The organism is Cellulosimicrobium sp. NPDC055967, from assembly GCF_042269845.1.
GTDB lineage: Bacteria > Actinomycetota > Actinomycetes > Actinomycetales > Cellulomonadaceae > Cellulosimicrobium.
The window spans coordinates 82,772-105,646 of sequence record NZ_JBHJYJ010000007.1; the positions used below are offsets into that span (position 1 = coordinate 82,772).

23 protein-coding genes are annotated in these 22,875 nt (G+C 76.1%); 14 read left to right on the forward strand and 9 right to left on the reverse strand.

Annotated features, from left to right (window positions below; translation table 11 throughout):
* The first annotated feature begins 13 nt into the window (after nt 1-13).
* Nucleotides 14-457, forward strand: a complete 444-nt coding sequence (rbfA, locus tag ACFC2L_RS11255; protein ID WP_375824392.1) for a 30S ribosome-binding factor RbfA — start codon at nt 14-16, stop codon at nt 455-457.
* 112 nt (nt 458-569) lie between these two features.
* Here rbfA and ACFC2L_RS11260 read toward each other — a convergent pair whose 3' ends face one another.
* A complete protein-coding gene (locus tag ACFC2L_RS11260) occupies nt 570-1,964 on the reverse strand; it encodes an MFS transporter (protein ID WP_375824393.1) in 1,395 nt (464 codons plus the stop codon).
* A 177-nt stretch (nt 1,965-2,141) separates the two neighbouring features.
* Here ACFC2L_RS11260 and ACFC2L_RS11265 point away from each other — a divergent pair, with 177 nt between their 5' ends.
* The 5 genes from ACFC2L_RS11265 to ACFC2L_RS11285 all read left to right on the forward strand — a co-directional run bounded on the left by ACFC2L_RS11265 (nt 2,142) and on the right by ACFC2L_RS11285 (nt 7,147).
* On the forward strand, nt 2,142-2,732 hold the full coding sequence (locus ACFC2L_RS11265) for a TetR/AcrR family transcriptional regulator (RefSeq protein ID WP_375824394.1): 591 nt from the start codon (nt 2,142-2,144) through the stop codon (nt 2,730-2,732).
* Nucleotides 2,729-3,709 carry a tRNA pseudouridine(55) synthase TruB gene (gene truB, locus ACFC2L_RS11270; RefSeq protein ID WP_375824395.1) on the forward strand — a complete coding sequence of 327 codons (981 nt, stop codon included), beginning with the start codon at nt 2,729-2,731 and terminating at the stop codon, nt 3,707-3,709. Before ACFC2L_RS11265 ends, truB begins: the two co-directional genes overlap by 4 nt.
* A gap of 107 nt (nt 3,710-3,816) precedes the next feature.
* Nucleotides 3,817-4,851, forward strand: a complete 1,035-nt coding sequence (locus ACFC2L_RS11275) for a bifunctional riboflavin kinase/FAD synthetase (protein WP_375824396.1) — start codon at nt 3,817-3,819, stop codon at nt 4,849-4,851.
* Between the two features lie 2 nt (nt 4,852-4,853).
* Nucleotides 4,854-5,546 carry an ATP-binding cassette domain-containing protein gene (locus tag ACFC2L_RS11280; protein ID WP_375824397.1) on the forward strand — a complete coding sequence of 231 codons (693 nt, stop codon included), beginning with the start codon at nt 4,854-4,856 and terminating at the stop codon, nt 5,544-5,546.
* 80 nt (nt 5,547-5,626) lie between these two features.
* The gene (locus tag ACFC2L_RS11285) at nt 5,627-7,147 is read left to right on the forward strand and encodes a DUF6297 family protein (RefSeq protein WP_375824398.1); all 1,521 of its coding nucleotides are present in this window, start codon (nt 5,627-5,629) and stop codon (nt 7,145-7,147) included.
* A gap of 101 nt (nt 7,148-7,248) precedes the next feature.
* Here the strand turns inward: ACFC2L_RS11285 and ACFC2L_RS11290 are convergent, their stop codons facing one another.
* On the reverse strand, nt 7,249-8,001 hold the full coding sequence (locus ACFC2L_RS11290) for an ABC transporter ATP-binding protein (protein ID WP_375824399.1): 753 nt from the start codon (nt 7,999-8,001) through the stop codon (nt 7,249-7,251).
* An 80-nt stretch (nt 8,002-8,081) separates the two neighbouring features.
* Nucleotides 8,082-9,200 (reverse strand): ABC transporter permease, encoded by a 1,119-nt coding sequence (locus ACFC2L_RS11295; RefSeq protein ID WP_375824400.1) that lies wholly within the window; start codon nt 9,198-9,200, stop codon nt 8,082-8,084.
* 204 nt (nt 9,201-9,404) lie between these two features.
* On the opposite strand from ACFC2L_RS11295, the gene ACFC2L_RS11300 reads away from it, so the two are divergent.
* The 7 genes from ACFC2L_RS11300 (at nt 9,405) to ACFC2L_RS11330 (ending at nt 17,225) form a co-directional block, all read left to right on the forward strand.
* Nucleotides 9,405-10,766: a sensor histidine kinase gene (locus ACFC2L_RS11300; protein WP_375824401.1), complete on the forward strand. Its 1,362-nt coding sequence runs from the start codon at nt 9,405-9,407 to the stop codon at nt 10,764-10,766.
* Nucleotides 10,763-11,404 carry a LuxR C-terminal-related transcriptional regulator gene (locus tag ACFC2L_RS11305; RefSeq protein ID WP_375824402.1) on the forward strand — a complete coding sequence of 214 codons (642 nt, stop codon included), beginning with the start codon at nt 10,763-10,765 and terminating at the stop codon, nt 11,402-11,404. The genes ACFC2L_RS11300 and ACFC2L_RS11305 overlap by 4 nt, the downstream gene beginning before the upstream one ends.
* Before the next feature lie 157 nt (nt 11,405-11,561).
* Nucleotides 11,562-11,831 carry a 30S ribosomal protein S15 gene (rpsO, locus tag ACFC2L_RS11310; RefSeq protein ID WP_021479897.1) on the forward strand — a complete coding sequence of 90 codons (270 nt, stop codon included), beginning with the start codon at nt 11,562-11,564 and terminating at the stop codon, nt 11,829-11,831.
* 314 nt (nt 11,832-12,145) lie between these two features.
* Nucleotides 12,146-14,371 (forward strand): polyribonucleotide nucleotidyltransferase, encoded by a 2,226-nt coding sequence (locus ACFC2L_RS11315; RefSeq protein ID WP_053371618.1) that lies wholly within the window; start codon nt 12,146-12,148, stop codon nt 14,369-14,371.
* Between the two features lies 1 nt (nt 14,372).
* Complete coding sequence (locus tag ACFC2L_RS11320) at nt 14,373-15,704, forward strand: M16 family metallopeptidase (protein WP_375824403.1); 1,332 nt, start codon at nt 14,373-14,375, stop codon at nt 15,702-15,704.
* A 220-nt stretch (nt 15,705-15,924) separates the two neighbouring features.
* Nucleotides 15,925-16,680 carry a 4-hydroxy-tetrahydrodipicolinate reductase gene (gene dapB / locus ACFC2L_RS11325; RefSeq protein ID WP_375824525.1) on the forward strand — a complete coding sequence of 252 codons (756 nt, stop codon included), beginning with the start codon at nt 15,925-15,927 and terminating at the stop codon, nt 16,678-16,680.
* A 110-nt stretch (nt 16,681-16,790) separates the two neighbouring features.
* Nucleotides 16,791-17,225 (forward strand): hypothetical protein, encoded by a 435-nt coding sequence (locus ACFC2L_RS11330; RefSeq protein WP_375824526.1) that lies wholly within the window; start codon nt 16,791-16,793, stop codon nt 17,223-17,225.
* A gap of 41 nt (nt 17,226-17,266) precedes the next feature.
* On the opposite strand, the gene ACFC2L_RS11335 is transcribed toward ACFC2L_RS11330, so the two are convergent.
* The 6 genes from ACFC2L_RS11335 to ACFC2L_RS11360 all read right to left on the reverse strand — a co-directional run bounded on the left by ACFC2L_RS11335 (nt 17,267) and on the right by ACFC2L_RS11360 (nt 21,771).
* The gene (locus ACFC2L_RS11335) at nt 17,267-17,725 is read right to left on the reverse strand and encodes a hypothetical protein (RefSeq protein WP_375824404.1); all 459 of its coding nucleotides are present in this window, start codon (nt 17,723-17,725) and stop codon (nt 17,267-17,269) included.
* Between the two features lie 80 nt (nt 17,726-17,805).
* Complete coding sequence (locus tag ACFC2L_RS11340; protein ID WP_375824405.1) at nt 17,806-18,315, reverse strand: GNAT family N-acetyltransferase; 510 nt, start codon at nt 18,313-18,315, stop codon at nt 17,806-17,808.
* Between the two features lie 47 nt (nt 18,316-18,362).
* On the reverse strand, nt 18,363-18,683 hold the full coding sequence (locus ACFC2L_RS11345; RefSeq protein ID WP_375824406.1) for an AzlD domain-containing protein: 321 nt from the start codon (nt 18,681-18,683) through the stop codon (nt 18,363-18,365).
* A complete protein-coding gene (locus ACFC2L_RS11350; protein ID WP_375824407.1) occupies nt 18,680-19,504 on the reverse strand; it encodes an AzlC family ABC transporter permease in 825 nt (274 codons plus the stop codon). The genes ACFC2L_RS11345 and ACFC2L_RS11350 overlap by 4 nt, the downstream gene beginning before the upstream one ends.
* Entirely contained in the window at nt 19,501-20,160 is a 660-nt protein-coding gene (locus ACFC2L_RS11355; RefSeq protein ID WP_375824408.1) for a TIGR00645 family protein, read from the reverse strand. The genes ACFC2L_RS11350 and ACFC2L_RS11355 overlap by 4 nt, the downstream gene beginning before the upstream one ends.
* Before the next feature lie 126 nt (nt 20,161-20,286).
* Nucleotides 20,287-21,771 carry an NAD-dependent succinate-semialdehyde dehydrogenase gene (locus ACFC2L_RS11360; protein ID WP_375824409.1) on the reverse strand — a complete coding sequence of 495 codons (1,485 nt, stop codon included), beginning with the start codon at nt 21,769-21,771 and terminating at the stop codon, nt 20,287-20,289.
* Between the two features lie 114 nt (nt 21,772-21,885).
* Here ACFC2L_RS11360 and dapA point away from each other — a divergent pair, with 114 nt between their 5' ends.
* A complete protein-coding gene (dapA, locus tag ACFC2L_RS11365; RefSeq protein ID WP_375824410.1) occupies nt 21,886-22,830 on the forward strand; it encodes a 4-hydroxy-tetrahydrodipicolinate synthase in 945 nt (314 codons plus the stop codon).
* The last annotated feature ends 45 nt before the right edge of the window (nt 22,831-22,875 follow it).

Here is a 22,875-nt window from a genome sequence, read left to right on the forward strand (position 1 = left end):
AAAGGAAGAAGCCATGGTCGACCACCCTCGGGCGAGGAAGCTCGCCGACCGCATCAAGGAGATCGTCGCGCAGATGCTCGACTCGCGGATCAAGGACCCGCGCCTCGGGTTCGTCACCGTGACGGACGTGCGCGTCACCGGTGACCTGCAGAACGCGTCCGTGTTCTACACCGTGTACGGCACCGACGAGGAGCGCGCCGGGACGGCAGCCGCGCTGGAGAGCGCCAAGGGCCTGATCCGGTCCGAGGTCGGCAAGCAGACGGGGATCCGCCTGACGCCGGCGATCGAGTTCCACCTCGACTCCGTCCCGGAGACGGCGGCGCACCTCGACGCCGCGCTCGTCGAGGCGCGCCGTCGCGACGCCGAGCTCGCGGCCCTGCGCGAGGGCAAGACCTTCGCCGGGGACGCGGACCCGTACCGGACGAGCGACGAGGAGGCGGAGTCGGCCGAGGGCTGACCTCCGACCGCGCACCGCACCGAGGGCCGGTGGCGACACGCAGCGCGTGCCGCCACCGGCCCTCGGCCGTCCCCCGACCGGACGGGCGCTGTGCCTGCGTCCCGGCCTCCGGTCAGCGGCCCGTGCCGCGCGGGAGGAGGAGCGCGCCCGCGGTGGCGACGGCGAGCACGGCGGCACCGACGGCGAGGGCCGGCACCAGGCCGGTCGCGAAGGCGGCCGGTGTCAGCGCGCCGCCCGCGGCGAGGAAGACGGCGGTCAGCACCGCGACCCCGAGCGCGACGCCGACCTCCCGCAGCGTCGCGTTGACGCTGCTCGCCGTCGCGTGGTCCGCCTCCCCGACCCCGGCGAGCACCGCCGTCGCGAGGGGCGCGAAGGTGAGCCCCATGCCCACGCCGGCGAGCACGAACGCCGGGACGAGCGCGCCGTACGCGGCGGGGTCGGCGTCCACGAGGAGGGCCATCCCGCCGAGCGCGACGGTCTGCAGCGAGAGGCCCGTGACGACGAGGGGGCGCACGCCGACCCGGGACGCGAGCGCGCCCGCGAGCGGGGCCACGACCATGGGTGCGGCCGTCCACGGCAGGGTCCGGACGCCCGCCTCGAGGGGTGAGTAGCCCAGGCCGACCTGCAGGAACTGCGTGAGCAGGAACACCGCGCCGAACATCCCGACGGCGAACGCGAGGCTGGCGACGTTGGCCGCGCTGAAGCTCCGCGAGCGGAACAGGCGCAGCGGGACGAGCGGGTGCGCGCTGCGCGCCTCCTGGAGGACGAAGAGCACGAGCAGGGCCGCCGCGGCGGCGAGGGTCGCGATCGTCGCCGTCGAGTCCCAGCCGCGCCGCTCGGCGTCGACGATGCCCCACACGACGAGCAGGACGCCGCCGCCGGCGAGGAGCAGCCCCGGGGCGTCGAACGGCTGGCGGCGCCCGAGCGACTCGCGCAGCGCAGCGAGGACGAGCGGCACGGCGACGACCGCGACCGGCACGTTGAGCCAGAAGATCGCCTGCCAGCTCAGGCCCTCCACGACGGCGCCGCCGACGAGCGGGCCGAGCGCGACCCCGAGGCCGGAGACGCCGCCCCAGACCCCGATCGCGAGCGCGCGCCGCGCGGGCGGGACCGCGCCGACGAGCAGCGTGAGCGACAGGGGGAAGATCGCGGCGGCGCCGGCACCCTGGACGGCGCGGGCCGCGACGAGCGCGCCGGGCGTGTCCGCGAGCGCGGCGGCGGCCGACGCGAGCGTGAAGAGCGCGATCCCGCCGACGAACACCCGGCGGCGGCCGAGGCGGTCGCCGAGCGCGGCCGCGGGCAGCATGAGGGTCGCGAACGCGAGCGTGTAGGCGTTGACGAACCACTGGAGCTGCTCGACGGTCGGTCGCAGCGCCTCCGAGATCACGGGGAGCGCGCCGGTGACGACGAGGTTGTCGAGCGTGGCCATGAACATGGGCAGCGACGCGGCGACGAGCGCGAGCGCGACGGGGCGCGCTCGCTGCGTCGTGGGACTCGGGTCGGGCACCTGCGGGGCGGGCGGGCGGCGCTCCGGCGCGTCCGCGACGGTCGTGCCGGTGCCGGACGGGCCGTCGGGCCAGGGCGTCGGTCGAGGGGAGTGACATGGTCGGCCTCCGAGGCGGAAGTAAGCATTGATTGATTACTACCTGGGTGACGCTAGTAATCGACTGATAACCTGTCAACCATGAGTTCCGACGCGCCGGCCCGGCGCATGACGCGCGACGAGCGCCGCGAGCAGATCCTCGACGCCGCGACCGCGGTGTTCGCGGAGGGCGGCTACGCGGGCACGAGCACCGACCAGGTCGCCCGCGCGGCGCACGTGTCCCAGCCCTACGTGGTGCGGCTCTTCGGGACCAAGGAGGAGCTGTTCCGCGAGGTGTTCGACCGCGTCGCGAGCGAGATCGTCGCTCAGTTCGAGGCCGTCCCGCCCGGCCCGGACGCGAAGGCCGCGATGGGCGAGGCGTACCTGCGGCTCATCGCCGACCCGGACCAGCTCCGCGTCCTCATGCACGGGTTCATGCTCGGCTCCGACCCGGTGCTCGGCGCCCGGGCGCGCGAGGTCCTGGCGCGCGGGTTCGACCTCTACCGCACGCGCTCCGGGGCGAGCGACGAGGAGGCGCGGGACTTCGTGGCGCACGGGATGCTGCTCAACACCCTGTTCGCCGTCCAGGCGCCGTCCCGCGCGGACGACGACCCGGTGCTCGCGGCGCTCGTCCGGTGCACCGTCCACCCGTCGGACGCGCCGGGCCGTGCCGGGTCGAGGGCGCCCCGATGACCGCCGCACGCGCCGCGCGCCCGCGCGACCGCGCGCCGCGGCGGCCGACGGCGCCCGACGGTCTGGTCGTCGTCGACAAGCCGGGCGGCTGGACGAGCCACGACGTCGTCGGTCGCGGGCGCCGGCTCGCCGGCACGCGCAAGGTCGGGCACGCGGGCACGCTCGACCCCATGGCGACGGGCGTGCTCGTGCTCGGGGTCGGTCGGGCGACCAAGCTGCTCACGTACGTCGTGGGCGCGGACAAGGACTACGACGCGACGATCCGGCTGGGCGCCGCCACGACGACCGACGACGCCGAGGGCGAGGTCGTCGCGCGCGCCGACGCGTCGGGGGTCGGGCGCGCGGACCTCGACCGCGGGATCGCCGACCTCACGGGCGAGATCCTGCAGGTGCCGAGCACGGTGAGCGCGATCAAGGTCGACGGGCAGCGGGCCTACGCCCGGGCTCGCGCGGGCGAGGACGTCGCGCTCGCGGCACGGCCCGTCGTCGTCTCGCGCTTCGAGGTCCTCGACGTGCGCCCGGTGGGGCCGGGGGAGACGCCCGACAACGCGCCCCCCGCCCTGGACGTGGACGTCGCCGTGACCGTGTCGTCCGGCACGTACGTCCGGGCGCTCGCCCGCGACCTCGGTGCCGCGCTCGGCGTGGGCGGGCACCTCACGGCCCTGCGGCGCACGCGCGTCGGCGGGTACGGGCTCGCCGTCGCCTCGACGCTCGAGGAGCTCGAGGCCCAGGCCGACCGCGACGGGGTCCTCGCGACGCTGCCGCTCGCCGAGGCCGCGCGCGCGACGTTCCCCGTGCGCGACCTCTCGACGTCGGAGGCCACGGCGCTGTCGTACGGGCAGTGGATCCCGGCGACCGGGACGCCGGGCACGACGGCGGCGATCTCCCCGGCCGGGGAGCTCGTCGCGCTGGTCGAGGACACGCGCCGCGGCGGCGCGGACCTCGCGAGGCCCGTGCTCGTCCTCGCGCCCGCCTGACGTCCTTCGGTTCGGCGTCGGGGCCGGGGCGTGGCAGTCTTGTCCAGCGGCGCCGACGACTCCCTGCCGGCGCGCACGACCCACCCCCTCACCGGAGGAGTTCTCGCGTGCACCTGTGGACGGACCTGAGCCAGGTTCCCCCGGGTTTCGGCCCGTCGGTCGTGACGATCGGCAACTTCGACGGCGTCCACCGCGGCCACGCCCAGGTGCTCGGGCGGATCGTCGACCTCGCCCGCTCGCGCGCCGCGCGCGCCGTCGCCGTGACGTTCCACCCGCACCCGGCGGTCGTGCACCGCCCCGAGAGCGCGCCCGAGCTCATCACGGGCATCGCCGACCGGGTCGAGCTGCTCGCGGCGACGGGCCTGGACGCCGTCCTCCTCGTGGAGTACACGCTCGAGTTCGCGCGCCAGACCCCGGAGGAGTTCGTGCGCACGTACCTCGTCGACGGGCTCCGGGTCGGGACCGTCGTCGTGGGGCACGACGTGCGCTTCGGCCGCGACAACGCGGGGACGATCGAGACCATGGTCGAGCTCGGGTCGCGGTTCGGCTTCGAGGTCGTGGCGATCGACGACGTCGGGCAGCACCAGGGCGTGCCCGTCACGGACGAGGCCACGCCGGGCGACTCCCAGGTGCGCTGGTCCTCCACGGGGGTGCGGGCGCTGCTCGCGGCGGGCGACGTGCGCGAGGCGGCCCGCATCCTCGGCCGGTCGCACCGCGTGCGGGGCACGGTCGTGCACGGCGACGCCCGGGGCCGCGAGCTCGGCTTCCCGACGGCGAACCTCGGCGCGATCAGCGGCATGGTCCCGGCCGACGGCGTGTACGCGGGCTGGCTGGAGCGGCCGCAGCTCGCGGGCGCCGACCCCGAGCACGCCGACGTCCGCCTCCCGGCCGCGATCTCGATCGGCACCAACCCGACGTTCGACGGCGTCGAGCGCCGGGTCGAGGCGTACGTCCTGGACCGCGCGGACCTCGACCTGTACGACGAGGACGTCGTCCTCGAGCTGGTCGAGCGGCTGCGTCCCACGCTGCGGTTCGACGGCATCGAGCCGCTCGTCGCGCAGATGCACGACGACGTCGCCCGTGCCCGCGCGATCCTCGCCGGCGCGGACGGGGAGCCGGTCGCGACGATCCCGGGGTCCTGACGGTGGCGGCACCCGGCCCCGTGCTCGAGGCGCGCGCGCTGCGCGTCGGGTACGCCGACGTGGCCGTGTGCGCGCCCGTCGACCTCACGGTGCACCCCGGCGAGCTGGTCGTCGTCATCGGCGCGAACGGGAGCGGGAAGTCGACGCTCCTGCGCACGGTGCTCGGCCTGCAGCCCCCGCTCGGTGGCGCGGTGCGGGCCTTCGGGCGTGCGGTCGACGAGCGCGAGCGGGACTTCCGCGCGCGCGTCGCGGGCGTGCTCGACGACGACGCGTTCTTCCCCGCGCTCACGGTGCGCGAGCACCTCGTCCTCGTCGCGCGCGGCCACGGCGTGGTCGGCGCGGGAGCGGTCGTGGACGCGCTCCTGGACCGGTTCGGGATCGCCGAGCAGGCGGCGTCGCTGCCGACGGCGCTCTCGTCGGGCCAGCGACGCCGCTTCCTGCTCGCGTCGGGCCTCGTCCGGCCCCGCGAGCTGCTGGTCCTCGACGAGCCGGAGCAGCGCCTCGACCCCGGGATGCGCGAGCGGCTCGCGGGGCTGCTCGTGGACGACGCGCGCAGCGGCGTCGCGGTCGTCCTCGCGACGCACGACCCCGAGCTCGTCGCGCGGACGGGCGCGCGCGGCCTCCTGGTCGGCGACGACGCGTGCGTCGCGCTCGACCCGGCGGACACCCACGACGCGCTCCTGGCGGTGCGCTGACGGTGACCGGCGCGCGCCCCGGCGGACCCCCCGGAGAGACCCGCGGCACGGGCCGCGACGGCGCCGACGGCGCGGTGGACATGCTTCGCTCCGACCCGGACGAGCTGCTCACCGGACGCGAGCTGCGTCGTCTGACCGCGCGTGCCGCGGCGGCGCGCGCCGACGCGGGCCCGGGGGAGATCGTCGTCGACGTGGCCTACGCCGTCGTGTCCGTCGCGCTCGCGACCGGCTGGGTGATCGGGCTCGCCTCGATGCTGCGCTCGGCGCTCGACCCCGGCTCGGCGGCGGGAACCGTGGTCCTCGGACCGGGCGCCGTCCAGGCGCTCGGGACCGCCGCGCTGCTCGCGCTCCTCACGGGCACGGCCGTGCGCCTCGGTCCGGTGGGGGCGGGCAGCGGGGGAGTGCGCTGGTGGGTGCCCACCCCGGCGGACCGGCGCGGGCTGGTGTCGCCGTCGTTCGTCCGCGCGGTGCTCCTGGGCGGTGTGCTGGGCGCGGTCGGGACGGTCGTCGTGTCGGTCGCCGCCGGCCTCGACGTCGCCCCCGCGCTCCGGGCGGCGCTGACGGGCGGCGCGCTCGGGCTCCTGCTCGTGTCGGTGGCGGGCCTCGCCCAGCCGTTCCCGCGGGCGGCCGGCGCCCTCGCCCGCACGAGCGACGTCGCCGTCGCGGCCGTGCCGGTCGCGGGCCTCGTGCTCGTCGTCGCGGGCCGCCCCGGGCTGCCGGCGCTCGCCGCCCCGCCCCTCGTGGCGCTCGGCCTCCTCACCGTCGGGGCCGTGCTCGTGCTGCGCTGGTGGCGCGGGCTGGAGTCGCTCGGGGCGACCGTCCTGCGCGCGCAGAGCTCGGTCGCCGACCAGGTGGGCGGAGCCGTGCTCTCGTTCGACACGCGCGACCTCGGCCGCGCCCTGCGTCGTGCCGGGGCGGCCCGCGTGCGCGTCCGGCGCCCGCGCCGGTTCGCCGCCGTGCGGGGCGCGTTCGGCGCGGTCGTGGCGGCCGACCTCGTGCTCCTCGGGCGCAGCCCGTCCGCCCTCGCGCAGCTCGTCGGTCTGGGCGCGCTGACGGTCGTCGCCCAGCAGGTCCCCGGCCTCGGCTCGGGGTTCGGCCTCTTCGCGGTGCTGGTCGTCGCGGGCCTCGGGGCCGCGGTGCTCGGCGCCGAGGGGGCGCGCACCGCGGAGATGGCGCCCGTCGTCGACTCCCTCGTGCCGCTCGCCGCACGGTGGACCCGGCTCGCGCGCACCGTCGTCCCCACGCTCACGGCCGCCGCGTGCCTGCTCGCGGGATCGGCACCGCTCGTCGTCGCGACGGGCGACGCGCGCTGGGCCGCGCTCGGCGCGCTCGCGGCGGTCGTGCAGGGCGCCGCCGCCGTGCGGAGCGCCTACCGCGAGCCGCCGAACTGGGGCGGCCCCCTGCTCGCGACGCCCGCGGGCGGGGTGCCCACGGGCGCGGCCGCGGTGCTGCGCAAGGGGCCGGACGTCGCCGTCCTCGGCGCCGTCCCCCTCGGGGTGGCGCTCCTCGTGGGCACCGCGGGCTGGGCCGCCGTCGTCGCGCAGGCGCTGGTGGCGGCGCTGGCGCTCGCGGTCGCGACCCACGTGCGCGCGGCGCGCTGACCCCACCTCCGCCGAGCGAGCGACCTGCGGCGAGACCGCGACGTCCAGCACACCAGGGGCAGCGTGCCCTGCGGCGGATCGCTGTCTCGGCGTCGGTGGGCTCAGACGGGTGTCGGCGCCTCGACGACCCGGCCGTCCGCCAGGTGCACGCGGGCGTCGACCGGGTCGAGGGTCGCCTCGTCGTGCGTGACGAGCAGCGTCGCGGCGTCGAGCTCGCGCGCGAGGCGCACGACGAGCTCCACGACCTGCACGCCGCGCTCGTGGTCGAGCGCCGAGGTGGGCTCGTCGACGAGGAGCACCTGCGGGTCGTTCATGAGCGCCCGGGCGATCGCCACCCGCTGGCGCTGACCGCCCGAGAGGTGCTCCGGGCGGCGGTCCGCCCGGTCGGCGACGCCCACCGCATCGAGCAGGGCGAGCGCGTGCGCGCGGCGCGACGCCGCGGGCCGGCCCCGCAGGTGGCTCATGAGCTCGAGCTGCTCCAGCACGGTGAGGGACGCCACGAGCTGCGGCTGCTGGAACACGATCCCGATGCGCTCGCGGCGCAGGGCCGCCGCGCGGTCCGCGGCGCGCCGAGCCCGACGCCGGGACCCGCGGCCGGCCGCTGGCGCACCCCGCTGGTCCTCGGGTCCGTCGAGCGGGGCGCTGACGACGTCGTCGCCGACCCGCACCACGCCGGACGTGGGCGGCGTGAGGGTCGCGGCCACGGCGAGCAGGCTGGACTTGCCGGCGCCGGAGGGGCCGAGCAGCGCCGTGGTCGTGCCGGACGGCACGGTGAGGCTGACGTCGTCCACGGCGACGAGGACGCCGTCGCCGTCGGGGTAGGCGAGGCGGATGCGGTCGAGCGTGAGGTCCATGGGAGCTCCTCGGGTTCGGGGTGGGCGTCGGGGCCGGGTCGGAGGGGTGACGGAGGCGTCGGGACGGCGACCGGGGCAGGTCAGCGCGCCGCGAGCGCGGCGTGCGGGTCCACGCGCGCGACGCGCGTCACCGCGAGCACCGCCCCGAGCCCGCCGAGCACGACGAGCACGACGGCGGGGACGAGCGTCGTCGAGAGGTCGACGACGACGGGCATGACGCGCGCCGCGAGCAGGCCCGCCCCGGCCGCGAGCGCCGTGCCGAGCCCGACGCCGACGCCGAGCACCACGCCCGCCTGGCCGATCGCGTCGCGCAGGAGGTAGCGCGTCGAGGCGCCGAGCGCGCGCAGCACGGCGACGTCTCCGGCGCGCTGGATGGTCCAGACGGTGAAGAACGCGCCGACGACGAGCGCGGAGATGGCGAGGAGGAACACCTGCATGAGGGTCAGCGAGAGGTTCTCGGCGGTGAACGAGGAGATGGCCGAGCGCGCCTCGCGCGGCGTCGCGGTGACGGTCCCGAGCTCCGCGTCGGCCGCGGCGAGCGCGTCCGCCGACGGTGGCTCCTCGCCGAACCGGAGCGCGACGACGGTCGCGGCCGGGCCCTCCTGTGCGTCGCCCGCAGCGCCGCCGCGCGCGCCGACCGCCTGCCAGTCGTCGAGGGAGACCCACACGACGGGCGTGTGGGAGAAGTCGGCCTCGACGTCCTCGACCGCGGCGACCCGCAGGTCGAGCGGGCCCGCGCTGACCCGGTCGCCGACGTCGGCGCCGAGCGCGTCGGACGCCCCGCGGGAGAGCACGACGGAGCCCGGCGCGACGTCCGTGCCGTCGCCGGAGGTCCCCGGCACCAGGCCGGAGCCCGGCCGGACGCCGAAGGCGGTGACGGCGGCGGTCGTCTCGCCGGAGGCCCGCACCGTCGCGACGCCGAGGGGCTCCGCGGCGCGCACGCCGGGGACGGCGGCCCACGCGTCCCGCTGGTCGGCGGTGACCTCCGACTCGGTGAAGGTCGGCGAGGCGCCCTCGGCCGGGGGCGCGAACGCGAGGCGGTCGGCGGGCAGGTCCGTCACGGCCGACGTGCTCGCGCGGCCGAGGCCGGCCGTGAGCGCGGCGAGGAACGCGACGAGGAAGGTGATGAGCGCGACGACCGCGATCATGAGCGCGAAGCGCCCGCGGGCGTGGCGCAGGTCGCGCAGGGCGAGGAACACGGGGACGACCTCCGGGGTCCGTGGGGTGAGGGACGGGGTGCGGGCGGCGCAGGCCGCGCTCTCCCGTCGACGGTCCCTCCACGGTCCCGCGGCGCGGGCCGTGGCGGATCGTCGCCGCGGTCGGTCCTGCGTCGCCGCGGGGTGGAGCCGGGCATCGACCGTTCGGACGATGCCGGGCCGGGGCCGGGTGGCTAGGGTGTCGCCGTGATCCCGGCCGTGCCCTCGACCCCCGCCGCGCCCGACAGGCCCGTCGGGCCCGGCGGACGCGTCGTGCCGGCGGCCACCCGCTGGCTGCGCCGCGGCCTGGACGTCCTCTTCGTCGGCCTGCTCGCGCTCGCCCTCGCCGGGGCGCTCGCCTCCGGCACGGTGCGCGGCCTCGTCGCCGTCGCGGCGGGCGCCGCGCTGCTCGCGCTCTACGTCCTGGGCCGGCGCCGCCTGCCGCTCCCGGACGACGTGGGAGCGCCGCGCGGCGCGTGGTGGCCCGCCGGGGCGTGGGTGACCGGGCTCGTGGTCCTGTGGGTCGCCCTGTGCCTGACCTCGGTCACGGCCGTCTGGGTCGCGTTCCCGCTCATGTTCGTCGCGATGCACGTGCTCGGCCCGCGCCGCGGCCCGGTCGCGGTCGGGGCGGTCGTGCTCCTCGTGGTCGGGGTCATGTGGGCCGGCACCGCGAACCTCGCGGTGCCGTTCGTGCTGGGCCCGGCGATCGGCGGCGCCGTGGCGGTCGTCGTCGTGCTCGCGCTGGAGGCGGTCGTGCGCGAGTCGCAGGAGCGTCAGCGCACCCTCGACGAGCTCGTCCGGACGCGCGACGAGCTCGCCACCGCCGAGCGCGAGCGCGCCGTCGCAGGGGAGCGCGAACGCCTCGCGCGCGAGATCCACGACACGCTCGCCCAGGGGTTCTCCTCGGCCGAGCTGCTCCTGCGCGCGGCGCAGACCGCGCTCGACGCCGGGGACGTCAGCACCGCGCGCGGGTACGTCGAGCAGACGCGGGAGGTCGCGCGGCACAACCTCGCCGAGGCGCGGCGCGTCGTGCGTGCGCTCGCGCCCGCCGACCTCGCGTCGTCGAACCTCGTCGACGCGCTGCGCCGGACCGCGGCGCGGACCGCGGCCCGGACCGCGGCTCGTCCGACGGCCGACCCGGTCGGGGGCGCGTCCGGTGCCGGGCCGGACGTCGTCGTGCAGGTGAGCGGCGACCCCGTGGCGCTGCCGACGGACGTCGAGGCCGCCCTGCTGCGCGTCGCCCAGTCCGCGCTCGCCAACGTCGAGCGGCACGCGGCCGCGACGCGCGTCGCCGTGACGCTGAGCTTCCTGGCGGGCGCGGCGGCGGGGGAGGAGGCGGTCGCCCTCGACGTGGTCGACGACGGGCGCGGCTTCGACCCGGAGGCCCTCCCCGCGCCCTCCGACGACGTGCCGGGCGGGACGTCGGGCGGGTTCGGCCTCGTCGCGATGCGCGCGCGGCTCGCCGAGCTCGGAGGCACGCTGTCCGTGGAGTCCGCGCCCGGTGCGGGCACCGCCGTGGCGGCCTGGGTGCCGCTCGGGGCCGCCGAGGACGCGGAGGAGGGGCGATGACCGGACCGGGCGTCGTCGACGTCGTGCTCGCGGACGACCACCCGGTCGTCCGCACGGGCCTGCGCGCCGTCCTCGAGGCGGAGCCGGACGTGCGCGTCGTCGCCGAGGTCGGCTCGGCCGAGGAGCTCCTCGCGCGGCTGCGCGGCGGGCTGCGGGCCGACGTCGTGCTGCTCGACCTGCAGTTCGGGCCCGGCCGGCTCGGAGGGGTCGACGCGGTCCGCGAGATCGTCGCGACCGACGGGCCCGCCGTGCTCGTCGTGACGACCTACGACGCGGACGCCGACATCCTCGCGGCCGTCGAGGCGGGCGCCCGCGGCTACCTGCTCAAGGACGCGCCGACGCACGAGCTCGTCGCCGCCGTGCGCGCCGCCGCGGCGGGCGAGGTCGCGCTCGGCCCGGCGGTGCAGCGGCGGCTGCTCGGCCGCCTGCGCAGCCCCGGCACGGCGCTCACCGCGCGCGAGCTCGAGGTGCTCTCGCTCGTCGCCGAGGGGCGCACCAACGACGAGATCGCGCGCGAGCTGTTCCTGTCCCGTGCGACCGTGAAGACCCACCTCGTCCACGTCTACGACAAGCTCGGCGCGCCGTCGCGCACCGCCGCCGTCGCCGAGGCCCGACGGCGCGGCCTCCTGCGCGGGTAGCGCGCCGCCCCGTGGTGCGCCGGCTCGCGCGGAGCACGACCGGGACGAGGCGGCGCGTCCACCTGGTAAGATCGATGCGCCGTCTGACCGGCCGCGGATCCAGAGAGCCCCGGGAGAACCGTCCCGGCGCACCGCGCAACGAACCCGAAGGAGAACCGTGCCGCTCGACACTGCCACGAAGCAGCGCATCATGACCGAGTACGCGACGAGCGAGGGCGACACCGGTTCGCCCGAGGTTCAGGTCGCGCTCCTCACGCAGCGCATCAAGGACCTCACCGAGCACCTCAAGGAGCACAAGCACGACCACCACAGCCGTCGTGGTCTGCTCCTCCTCGTCGGCCAGCGCCGTCGCCTCCTCGGCTACCTGCAGAAGGTCGACATCAACCGCTACCGCAGCCTCATCGAGCGCCTCGGTCTGCGTCGCTGACACGACACCGCCAGCCCGGTCCCTGCGGGGACCGGGCTGGTCTGGTGTGATGTACCCGTCACACCCCGGCTGAGCACCACCCAGCCGCACACCACCCACCGCGCCGCCGGCCTCTCGTTCGGTCCTCGGTAGTGGCTCACGGACCCCCGCGGTCTCGTCTCCGGACGTGATCGTGCGGGAACCGCCGTGGACCTCGATCGAAGACCGCCGAGCGTCGAGTGCGACCGGAGCCCCCGCGCCACGCGCGCCGGGGCGCGGACCGGAACCCTCGACAGGGGCTACCCGGGCGGCGCTTCGAGAAAGGGAGGGCACCCGTGGAGGGTCCCGAGATCCAGTTCGCCGAGGCCACGATCGACAACGGTCGCTTCGGCACCCGCACCGTCCGGTTCGAGACCGGGCGCCTCGCCCGTCAGGCCGCCGGCTCCGTCGCCGCGTACCTCGACGACGAGACCATGCTCCTGTCGGCCACGACGGCCGGCAAGCACCCCAAGGACCAGTTCGACTTCTTCCCGCTGACGGTGGACGTCGAGGAGCGCATGTACGCCGCGGGCCGCATCCCCGGCTCGTTCTTCCGCCGCGAGGGCCGCCCCTCGACGGACGCGATCCTCGCGTGCCGCCTCATCGACCGCCCGCTGCGCCCGCTGTTCGTCAAGGGCCTGCGCAACGAGGTCCAGGTCGTCATCACGGTCCTCGCGCTCCACCCGGACGACGCGTACGACACGCTCGCGATCAACGCCGCCTCGGCGTCGACGCAGATCTCCGGCCTGCCGTTCTCCGGCCCGGTCGGCGCGGTCCGCATCGCGCTCGTCGACGGCCAGTGGGTCGCGTTCCCCAAGTACTCCGACAAGGAGCGCGCGGTCTTCGACATGGTCGTGGCCGGGCGCGTCGTGGGTGACGACGTCGCGATCGCGATGATCGAGGCCGAGGCCACCGACGGTGCCTGGGGCCTCGTCAAGGACGAGGGCGTCGGCGCGCCGACCGAGGAGGTCGTCGCCGAGGGCATCGAGGCGGCCAAGCCGTTCATCAAGGCCCTGTGCGACGCGCAGTCGGCGCTCGCGGCCCAGGCGGCGAAGCCGGTCAAGGAGTACCCGGTCTTCCTGGACTACCAGGACGACGCGTTCGCCGCGGTCGAGGCCGAGGTCTCGACCGACCTGCGCGCCGCGCTCGCCATCGCGGACAAGCAGGACCGCGAGAACCGTCTCGACGAGATCAAGAACGAGATGGTCGGCAAGCTCCAGGCCGGGTTCGACGGCCGCGAGAAGGAGCTCTCCGCCGCGTACCGCTCGCTGCAGAAGAAGCTCGTGCGCCAGCGCGTCCTCACCGAGGGCGTGCGCATCGACGGCCGTGGGCTCGCGGACATCCGTACCCTGTCGGCCGAGGTCGAGGTGCTCCCGCGCGTGCACGGCTCCGCGCTCTTCGAGCGTGGCGAGACCCAGATCATGGGCGTCACCACGCTGAACATGCTCCGCATGGAGCAGCAGATCGACTCGCTCGGTCCGGAGACGCGCAAGCGCTACATGCACAACTACAACTTCCCGCCCTACTCGACCGGCGAGACCGGCCGCGTGGGCAGCCCGAAGCGCCGCGAGATCGGCCACGGCGCGCTCGCCGAGCGCGCGCTCGTGCCGGTGCTCCCGAGCCGCGAGGAGTTCCCGTACGCGATCCGTCAGGTGTCCGAGGCCCTCGGCTCCAACGGCTCGACGTCCATGGGCTCCGTGTGCGCCTCGACGCTCTCGCTCCTCAACGCGGGCGTGCCGCTGCGCGCCCCCGTCGCGGGCATCGCGATGGGCCTCATCTCCGACACGGTGGACGGTGAGACCCGCTACGCGGCGCTCACCGACATCCTCGGTGCCGAGGACGCGTTCGGCGACATGGACTTCAAGGTCGCCGGCACGCGCGAGTTCGTCACGGCCATCCAGCTCGACACCAAGCTCGACGGCATCCCCGCCTCGGTGCTCGCCGGTGCGCTGACGCAGGCGCGCGACGCGCGCCTGACGATCCTCGACGTCCTCGCCGAGGCCATCGACGTGCCGGACGAGATGTCCCCGAACGCCCCGCGCGTCATCTCCGTGAAGGTGCCGGTCGACAAGATCGGCGAGGTCATCGGGCCCAAGGGCAAGATGATCAACCAGATCCAGGAGGAGACGGGCGCGGACATCTCCATCGAGGACGACGGCACCGTGTACATCGGCGCCACCGACGGCCCGTCGGCCGAGGCCGCCCGCGCGGCGATCAACGCGATCGCCAACCCGCACGTCCCGGAGATCGGCGAGCGCTTCGTCGGCACGGTCGTCAAGACGACGTCGTTCGGCGCGTTCATCTCGCTCTCCCCGGGCAAGGACGGTCTGCTGCACATCAGCCAGATCCGCAAGCTCGTGGGCGGCAAGCGCGTCGAGAACGTCGAGGACGTGCTCTCCATCGGTCAGAAGGTCCAGGTCGAGATCGGCGAGATCGACCCGCGCGGCAAGCTCTCGCTGCACGCCGTGGTCGAGGAGGAGGCTCCGGCCGACGCTCCCGCGACCGAGGGCGCGGACGCCTGACGTGCCCTGGGACCTCCCGCTCGTCCCGGCGGGTGACGCCGGGGCCGAGCTGACCGCCGGGCAGGACGGAGCGACCATCCGTCGCTCCGTCCTGCCCGGCGGGGTCCGCGTGCTCACCGAGTCGATGCCGGGCCTGCGCTCGGCGACGATGGGCGCGTGGGTGGGCGTCGGCTCGCGCGACGAGACCGACGGCCACTTCGGCTCGACGCACTTCCTCGAGCACCTGCTGTTCAAGGGCACCGCCCGCCGCTCGGCCATGGACATCGCCGAGGCGTTCGACGCCGTCGGCGGCGAGGCCAACGCCGCGACCGGCAAGGAGCACACGTGCTACTACGCGCGCGTGCTCGACGCCGACCTGCCCATGGCGGTCGACGTCATCGCCGACATGGTGACGTCCGCGCGGCTGGACCCCGACGAGCTCGAGACCGAGCGCGGCGTGATCCTCGAAGAGCTCGCGATGAACGACGACGACCCCTCGGACGTCGTGCACGAGGAGTTCGCGGCCGCCGTCCTCGGCGGGCACGCGCTCGGGCGGCCCATCGGCGGCACCCCGGACACGATCAACGCGGTCCCGCGCGAGGCGGTCTGGGAGCACTACCGGTGGCACTACCGCCCCGAGACGCTCGTCGTCGCGGCGGCCGGCGGCGTCGACCACGACACGCTCGTCGCACAGGTGGGCCAGGCGCTGCACGACGGCGGCTGGTCGCTCGACGCGGACACCGCGCCGCGCGCCCGTCGCGACCCCGCCGACCCCGCCCTCGCGGACGTCGGGACCACGGGGGTCGAGCTGTCGGTCCACCGGGCCGTCGAGCAGGCGAACGTCGTCATCGGCGGCACCGGCCTGTCGGCGACGGACGACCGTCGCTTCACGCTCTCCGTGCTCAGCGCGGTGCTGGGCGGCGGCATGAGCTCGCGCCTGTTCCAGGAGATCCGGGAGAAGCGCGGCCTCGCGTACTCGACGTACTCCTTCGCGTCGGGCCACGGCGGCATCGGTACGTTCGGCCTCTACGCCGGGTGCGCGCCGTCCAAGGTCGACGAGGTGACCGAGCTCCTGCACGCCGAGCTCGACCGCCTCGCCGGCGACGGCATCACCGGCGCCGAGCTCGACCGCAGCATCGGCCAGCTCTCCGGCGGCATGGTCCTCGGGCTCGAGGACTCCGGCTCGCGCATGAGCCGGCTCGGCAAGGCCGAGCTCGTCTACGGCGAGCTCCTGAGCGTCGAGGAGTCGCTCGACGCGATCCGCTCGGTCACGGCCGACGACGTGCAGAAGCTGGCGGGCGAGCTCGCCTCGCGGCCCCGGTCCGTCGTGCGCGTCGGGCCGTTCGGCGGCTGAGCCCTCGCCTGCCACGGCGTCTCGCGGCGGCCGTCCTCCTCCCGGAGGGCGGCCGCCGTCGCGCTGCGGGCCGGGTGCCGTGGGCGCGCCCACCACCGGTGCCGCGGACGGCGCGCCGGTCGGCCCGCGCACCGGCGATAGGGTGACGGGCGTGAGCGAGCAGAACATCCCCGCGCCCGATACCGCCCCGACCGACCCCGGCCAGGGGCCGGGCCGCCCGTTGCGGGTCGCCGTCCTGGGCGCTGCCGGGCGCATGGGCGCGACCGTCTGCACGGCCGTCGAGGGTGCGGCGGACCTCGAGCTCGTCGCGCGTCTGGACGCCGGCGACGAGGTCACGTCCGCGACGCTCAACGGCGCCGACGTCGCCGTCGACTTCACGGTCCCGTCCGCGACGGAGGCGAACGTCCACGCGCTGATCGACGCGGGCGTGCATGCGGTCGTCGGGACCACGGGCTGGACGGACGAGAGCCGGGGTCGGGTCACCGAGCACCTCGAGCGCCGCGCCGCGGGCGGCGGCCCCGCCCTCGGCGTCCTCATCGCCCCCAACTTCGGCCTCTCGGCCGTCCTCGCGATGACGTTCGCCGCGAAGGCGGCCCGTTACTTCGAGTCGGCCGAGGTGATCGAGCTTCACCACCCGGACAAGGTCGACGCGCCGTCCGGCACCGCCCGGCACACCGCTGCGGCGATCGCCGCGGCACGTGCCGACGCGGGCCTCGCCCCGAGCCCCGACGCGACCGAGTCCGGGTGGGAGGCGCGGGGCGCCGACGTCGAGGGGGTGCGCGTGCACGCGGTGCGTCTGCGCGGCCTCGTCGCCCACGAGGAGATCCTGTTCGGCAACGCGGGCGAGCAGCTCGTCATCCGGCAGGACTCGTTCGACCGCGTCTCCTTCATGCCGGGCGTGCTGCTCGCCGTGCGCGAGGTCGTCGCGCGCCCGGGCCTGACGGTCGGTCTCGAGAACGTGCTGGACCTGGCGTGAGCGCCCCCGACGGCACCGACGGCACCGAGGGCCCCGCCGACCCCGGCGAGGACCGCGGTACGGGCACCGGTCCCGGTCGGCAGGGCAGGGCTGCCCGGCCCTGGAAGGCGATCGTCGGCGCGGTGCTCGTGACGATCCTGCTCGCGCTGTACGTGTGGCAGGTGGCGGGGCGTGCCGCCGCGCTGGTCGGCACGGGCGAGCCGGTCGCGATGGTGATCGGTGCGGGCGTGCTCGTGCTGCCCCTGCTCGTGGTGGGCCTGGTCGGCCGCGAGTTCCTGCTCGCGGGCACGGTGCAGCGCATGGCGGACGACCTGGCGGCGCGCGGCCGGCTCCCCGTCGACGACCTGCCGCGCTCGCCCGGGGGGCGGATCGACCGGGACGCGGCCGACGCTGCGTTCGCGCCCTACCGCGACGCGGTCGACGCCGACCCCCAGAGCTGGGAGGCGTGGTACCACCTGGCGTTCGCGTACGACGCCGCGCGTGACCGCCGTCGGGCGCGCGAGGCCCTGCGCAAGGCCGCGGCTCTCTACCGCGCCCGTCGCTGACCGAGGCGGTCCACCCGACGTGGGCGGACCATGTCGGCAGGTCAGAGGCTCGTCCAGCAGTAGAGGCGGTGGCCCGCGTCGTCCGCCTGGACGCACAGGGTCGCGAGCCGGTGCAGGGCACCGGCCAGGTCGGCGGGGTCGGAGCCTTCCAGCTCCTCGGTGGCGGCCCAGCGCACGGCGACGGCGTCGAGGTCGGTCGAGGTCGCCGCGGCGAGCGCCGTCACGAGCTCCGCGGTGACCGCGACGACCCACGGACCCTCGTCGCCCGCGCTCGCGACGAGCTCCCCGTGCCGGGGGTCGCTCTTCGCCTCGGCGTACGGGCGGTCCGTGAGGAGGCCCGCGAGCGTGCCCAGCACGACGAACGGGTCGATCCCCTTGAGCTCGACCGTGGGGAACACCGGCTGGTTCGTCAGCGGGTCGGGGCTGCTCGGGCCCGTCCGTGCCGCGCGACCGGCCTGCGCGTCGTCGGGTGCGGAGAAGTAGTCGGTGAGGATGCCCATGGCGGTCGATCCTCGCAGGTCACCCGCGCGAACGGGTCACGACGGTGTCACGGCTGCGTGACGAACGGTGGCACGAGCCCTCAGATCTCGGCGGCCCACCGGCGTTCCACGACGTCGCGCACCCCGGTGGCGAGCGTCCGGGTCCGCCCGTCGGGCCCGAGCCCGGCGCCCGCGAGGAACGTCTCGCGCGCCGTGTCGCCGTCGAGCACCCAGGTGACGACCTCCTCCGCGCCGTCGCGTCGCAGCCGGTCGACCGCCGCCGCGAGCAGACGCGACCCGTGGCCGCCGCGCTGGTGGCGCGGCTCGACCTCGAGCGCGAGGACCTGCCCGGGGGCCACGGCGGCGAACCCGACGACGTCGGCGCCCGCGCACGCGACGAGCACGCCGAAGCCCGGGCCGGGGGGCGAGGAGATGCCGGCGGCCCACTGCTCGCGCATCCGCACGGTGTCGAGCGCGTCGAGCACGTCGGCCCCGAGGACCTCGGCGTGGGACGAGCGCCAGGCACCGACCTGGATCGCGGTCACCGCGACGTCGTCGCCGGGCACGGCGGGGCGGACGGAGACGTCGGCGGTCTCGCGGAAGAGGCTCACGGGTTCACCCTACGAGACCTCGGGCGTCGGCCGTGACGGAGGCGTCCTCAGCCCCAGCCCAGGGCGCGCAGGCCCGCGGCCGTGGCTGCGGCGAGCACGACGACGACGATGAACGGCGCGCGCAGCGCGAGCGCGACCGCCGCGACCGCGAGCGCGGGCAGGCGCGCGTCGACGACCAGGGCCTGCCCGTCGCCGACCGTCTGCACCGTGACGAGCGCCGCGAGGAGCGCGGCGGTCACGAGCGCGGCGGTGCGGGCGACGCGCTCGTCCGCGAGCCAGTGCTCGGGCACGAGGTGCCCGGCCAGCTTGAGCGCGAAGCACACGGCGGACGCGACCAGCACCACGACCCACACGGTCGCTGACGTCATGACGGCTCCTTCCCGGGGCGCCCGTCGGCGGGCGGCGCCGACGGCCCGCTCGACGCGTCGCGCCGGCGCCGCGCGTCCACCTGCCCGATGACGATCGCGACGGCGGCGGCCGCCAGCACCGGGACGCCGCCCGGCGCGACCGGGATGAGCGCGGCCGCGACGACGACGGCCGCCGCCGCGGTGAGCTGCATCGCCCGCGCCGCGAGGCGGGGCCACAGGAGGGCGAGGAACGCCGCGGCGGCGGCCGCGTCCAGGCCCCACGCGCGCGGGTCGCCGAGCGCGTCGCCCGCGAGCGCCCCGACGAGCGTCATGGCGTTCCAGAGCACGAAGATGCCGACCCCGGTCCACCAGAACCCGGCCCGGACCGCGCGGCGCGAGCGCTGCGCCGTCGCGACGGCGGTCGACTCGTCGATCGTGAGCTGCGCCGCGACCACCTTGTGCCACGAGCGCAGCGCGAGCAGGGGGCCCAGCTGCGCCCCGTACAGCGCGTTGCGGACCCCGAGGAAGCCCGCGGTGGCGATCGCGGCGCCCGGCGCGCCGCCCGCGCCGACGACGCCGATGAGCGCGAACTGCGACCCGCCCGAGAACATGAGCAGGCTCAGCGCCATGGTCTGCGCGACGTCGAGGCCGGCGACCACGGACAGCGCCCCGAACGAGATGCCGTACAGGCCCGTCGCGACGGAGACCGAGACGGCCTGGCGGACCGCGGCGCGGACCTCGTCCTCGACGGCGTGCTCGACGGCGTCGGTCACCTCGGCGTCGAGCGACGCGGGCGCGTCGGGCTCGGCGTCGGGGCGCGTGACGTCGTCGGGCCGGCTCATGCGTGCGGGTCGGCCGGGCCCTCGCCCGCCGCGGCGGCGTTCGCCGCGCGCTGGTGCGCCGTGAGGGACATGCGGTCGATCGCCGCGAGCGCGAGCGCGGACACGACGAACGCGAGGTGGATGATCGTCTGCCACAGCATGGTCTCGGCCGTGATGCGGTTGCTCGACGACTCGATGAACGTGCGCAGCAGATGGATCGAGGAGATGCCGATGATCGACATCGCGAGCTTGGTCTTGAGCACGTTCGCGTTGACGTGGCTCAGCCACTCCGGCTGGTCGGGGTGGTCGTCGAGCCGGATGCGCGAGACGAACGTCTCGTAGCCGCCGACGATGACCATGATGAGCAGGTTGGAGATCATGACGACGTCGACGAGGCCGAGGACGGCCAGCATGATCTCCTCGGCGCCGTAGGTGTGCGTCTCGAGCTGGTGCGTGTCCGCGTTCATGGCCGACACCTCGCCGGTGAACCCGCCGACGATGAGGTGCCACAGCTCCTTGAGGAACTGCCAGACGTAGACGACCTGGGCCACGATGAGGCCGAAGTAGAGCGGTGCCTGGAGCCAGCGGGACGCGAAGATCATGTACCCGACGGTCGTGACGCGGGCGTTCGGGGAGGGGGCGGTCGGGCTGGTGGTCAGCGCGGGCGACGAGGGCACGGGCGGAGGCTCTCCGGGAGTCGGCGGCAGGGGAGCGTCAGGCTACAACGCGCGGTGCCGGCACGTCGTCGGGCACCACGGCGCCGGGCACGCCCGCCGCCGCGCGGGCGTCGTGGACGTCCCGCCTCAGAGCGCGACGTACACGGTCTCGAGGTACTCCTCGAGGCCCGCCTCGCCGCCCTCGCGGCCGAGGCCGGACTGCTTCAGCCCGCCGAACGGCGCGCTCGCGTCCGACACCATCCCGCGGTTGATACCGATCATCCCGGCCTCGACCTCCTCGGACACCCGCACGGCGCGGTCGAGCGAGGCGGTGTACGCGTAGGCGGCGAGGCCGTACTCGGTCGCGTTCGCGAGCGCGAGGCCCTCGTCGTCGTCGCCGAACGCGACGACCGGCGCCACCGGCCCGAAGATCTCCTCGGTGACGACGCGCGCGTCCGGGTCGACGCCGGACAGCACGGTCGGCACGTAGAAGTACCCCGTGGACCGCGGCCGGTCGGCGCCCGTGAGGACCTGCGCGCCGCCGTCGGACGCGGCGTCGACGAGCTCGGCGACCTTGTCCACCGCCTTCGCCTCGATGAGCGGGCCGACCTGCGTCCCGTCCTGCGCGCCCGGCCCGACCCGCAGGTCCTCGAACGCGGTGGCGAGCCGCTGCGCGAACTCGCGCGCGACGGCGTCGTGCACGAGGAAGCGGTTGGCCGCGACGCACGACTGGCCCGCGTTGCGCAGCTTCGCGACGAGCGCGCCCTCGACCGCGGTGTCGAGGTCCGCGTCGGCGAACACGAGGAACGGCGCGTTGCCGCCGAGCTCCATCGAGGTGCGCAGCACCTGGGGCGCGGCCTTCTCCAGGAGCGTGCGCCCGACGGCCGTCGAGCCCGTGAACGACAGCTTGCGCAGGCGCTCGTCGGCGAGGAGCGGCTCGGTGACGTCCGCGGCGCGCGACGACGGGACGACGTTGACGACGCCGGTCGGCAGCCCGCGGTCCGCGAGCTCGGACCGGATGACCTCGGCCACGAGCGCCGTCGTCAACGGCGTGAGCCGGGCGGGCTTGATGACGACGGTGCAGCCCGCGGCGAGCGCCGGCCCGATCTTGCGCGTCGCCATCGCGATGGGGAAGTTCCACGGCGTGACGAGCAGGGCCGGGCCCACGGGCCGGCGGAAGACGAGCTGCCGGTTGCCGCCCGCGGGTGCGGTGCGGGCGAGCCCGTCGGCGCGCACCGCCTGCTCCGCGTACCAGCGCAGGAAGTCGGCGCCGTAGAGCACCTCGGCGCGCGCCTCGGCGAGCGGCTTGCCGCACTCGGCCGTGATGAGCGCGGCGACGTCGTCGGCGCGCGCGACGACCCGGTCGTAGACGGCGCGCAGGACCTCGCCGCGCACGCGCGGGGGCGTCGCCCGCCACGCGGGACCGGCGCGGTGCGCGGCGTCGAGCGCGCGGAGCGCGTCGGCGGGGCTCGCGTCGGCGACGTCGAAGAGGGACTCCTCCGTGGCCGGGTCCTCGACCTCGAACGTCCGGCCGCCCTCGGCGGGGCCCCAGTGGCCGTCGACGAGCAGCCCCGTGGGCACGTGCGCGACGAGCGCGGGGGAGAGGTTCGACGTCGAGGCGGGGCGGGACATGCTCCGAGTATCGCCCTCGGGGTCGCGGGGACGCACCCGGGCGGCGGTCGCGCGGGGCGGTCCCACGCCTGGACGGGCGCGGTGCGGGGACCCGCCGCACGGTAGTTTGTGCACATGGTCCTTCCCGCCACCCCCGCGCGCCCGTTCGGTGCCGTCCTCACGGCCATGGTCACCCCGATGACGCCCGACGGCGCCGTCGACCTCGCGGCGGCGGCCCGGCTCGCGAAGCGCCTGGTGGACGACGGGAACGACGGCCTGGTGCTGAGCGGCACGACGGGCGAGTCGCCCACGACCCACGCGCCGGAGAAGCAGGACCTCGTGCGCGTCGTCGTCGACGCGGTCGGCGACCGCGCGGCGGTCGTCGCCGGGGCCGGGTCCAACGACACCGACCACGCCCTGCGCATGGCGGAGCAGGCGGCCGAGGCCGGCGCCGACGGGCTCCTCGTCGTCTCGCCCTACTACTCGCGCCCCAGCCAGGAGGGCGTGTACCGGCACGTGACGGCGATCGCCGACGCGACCGACCTGCCCGTCATGCTCTACGACGTCCCCGGACGCACGGGCGTGCGGATCGCCCCCGCGACGTACGCGCGGCTCGCGGCGCACGAGCGGGTCGTCGCGAGCAAGGACGCGACGGGCGACGTGTACGCCGCCGCCAAGCTCGCCGCCGCGACCGGGCTCGCGTTCTACAGCGGCGACGACGGCCTGCTGCTGCCGTTCCTCGCGCACGGCGCCGCCGGCATCGTGTCCGTGTCCGGGCACGCGGTCGCCGGGCCGTTCGCCGAGGTCGTGCGCCGCTTCGACGCGGGCGACCACGCGGGCGCGCTCGACGTCTTCCTCACCACGACGCCCGTCATCGACGCGCTCAACGGCGCGGGCTTCCAGGCCGTCATGGCCAAGGCAGCCGTCGAGCTGCGCGGCCTCACCGACAACCGGTTCCTGCGCCTGCCGAACGTCGCGGCGACCGAGGACGACGTCGCGCTGGTCCGCGACGCCCTCGTCGCCGCGGGCGTGCTCGTCGGCGCGAGCACCGCGGCGGCCACCGCCGCACCCACGAACTAGCGAGGGCAGGAGCCCTCGAAACCCCCGGCTCAGCCACGACAGGAG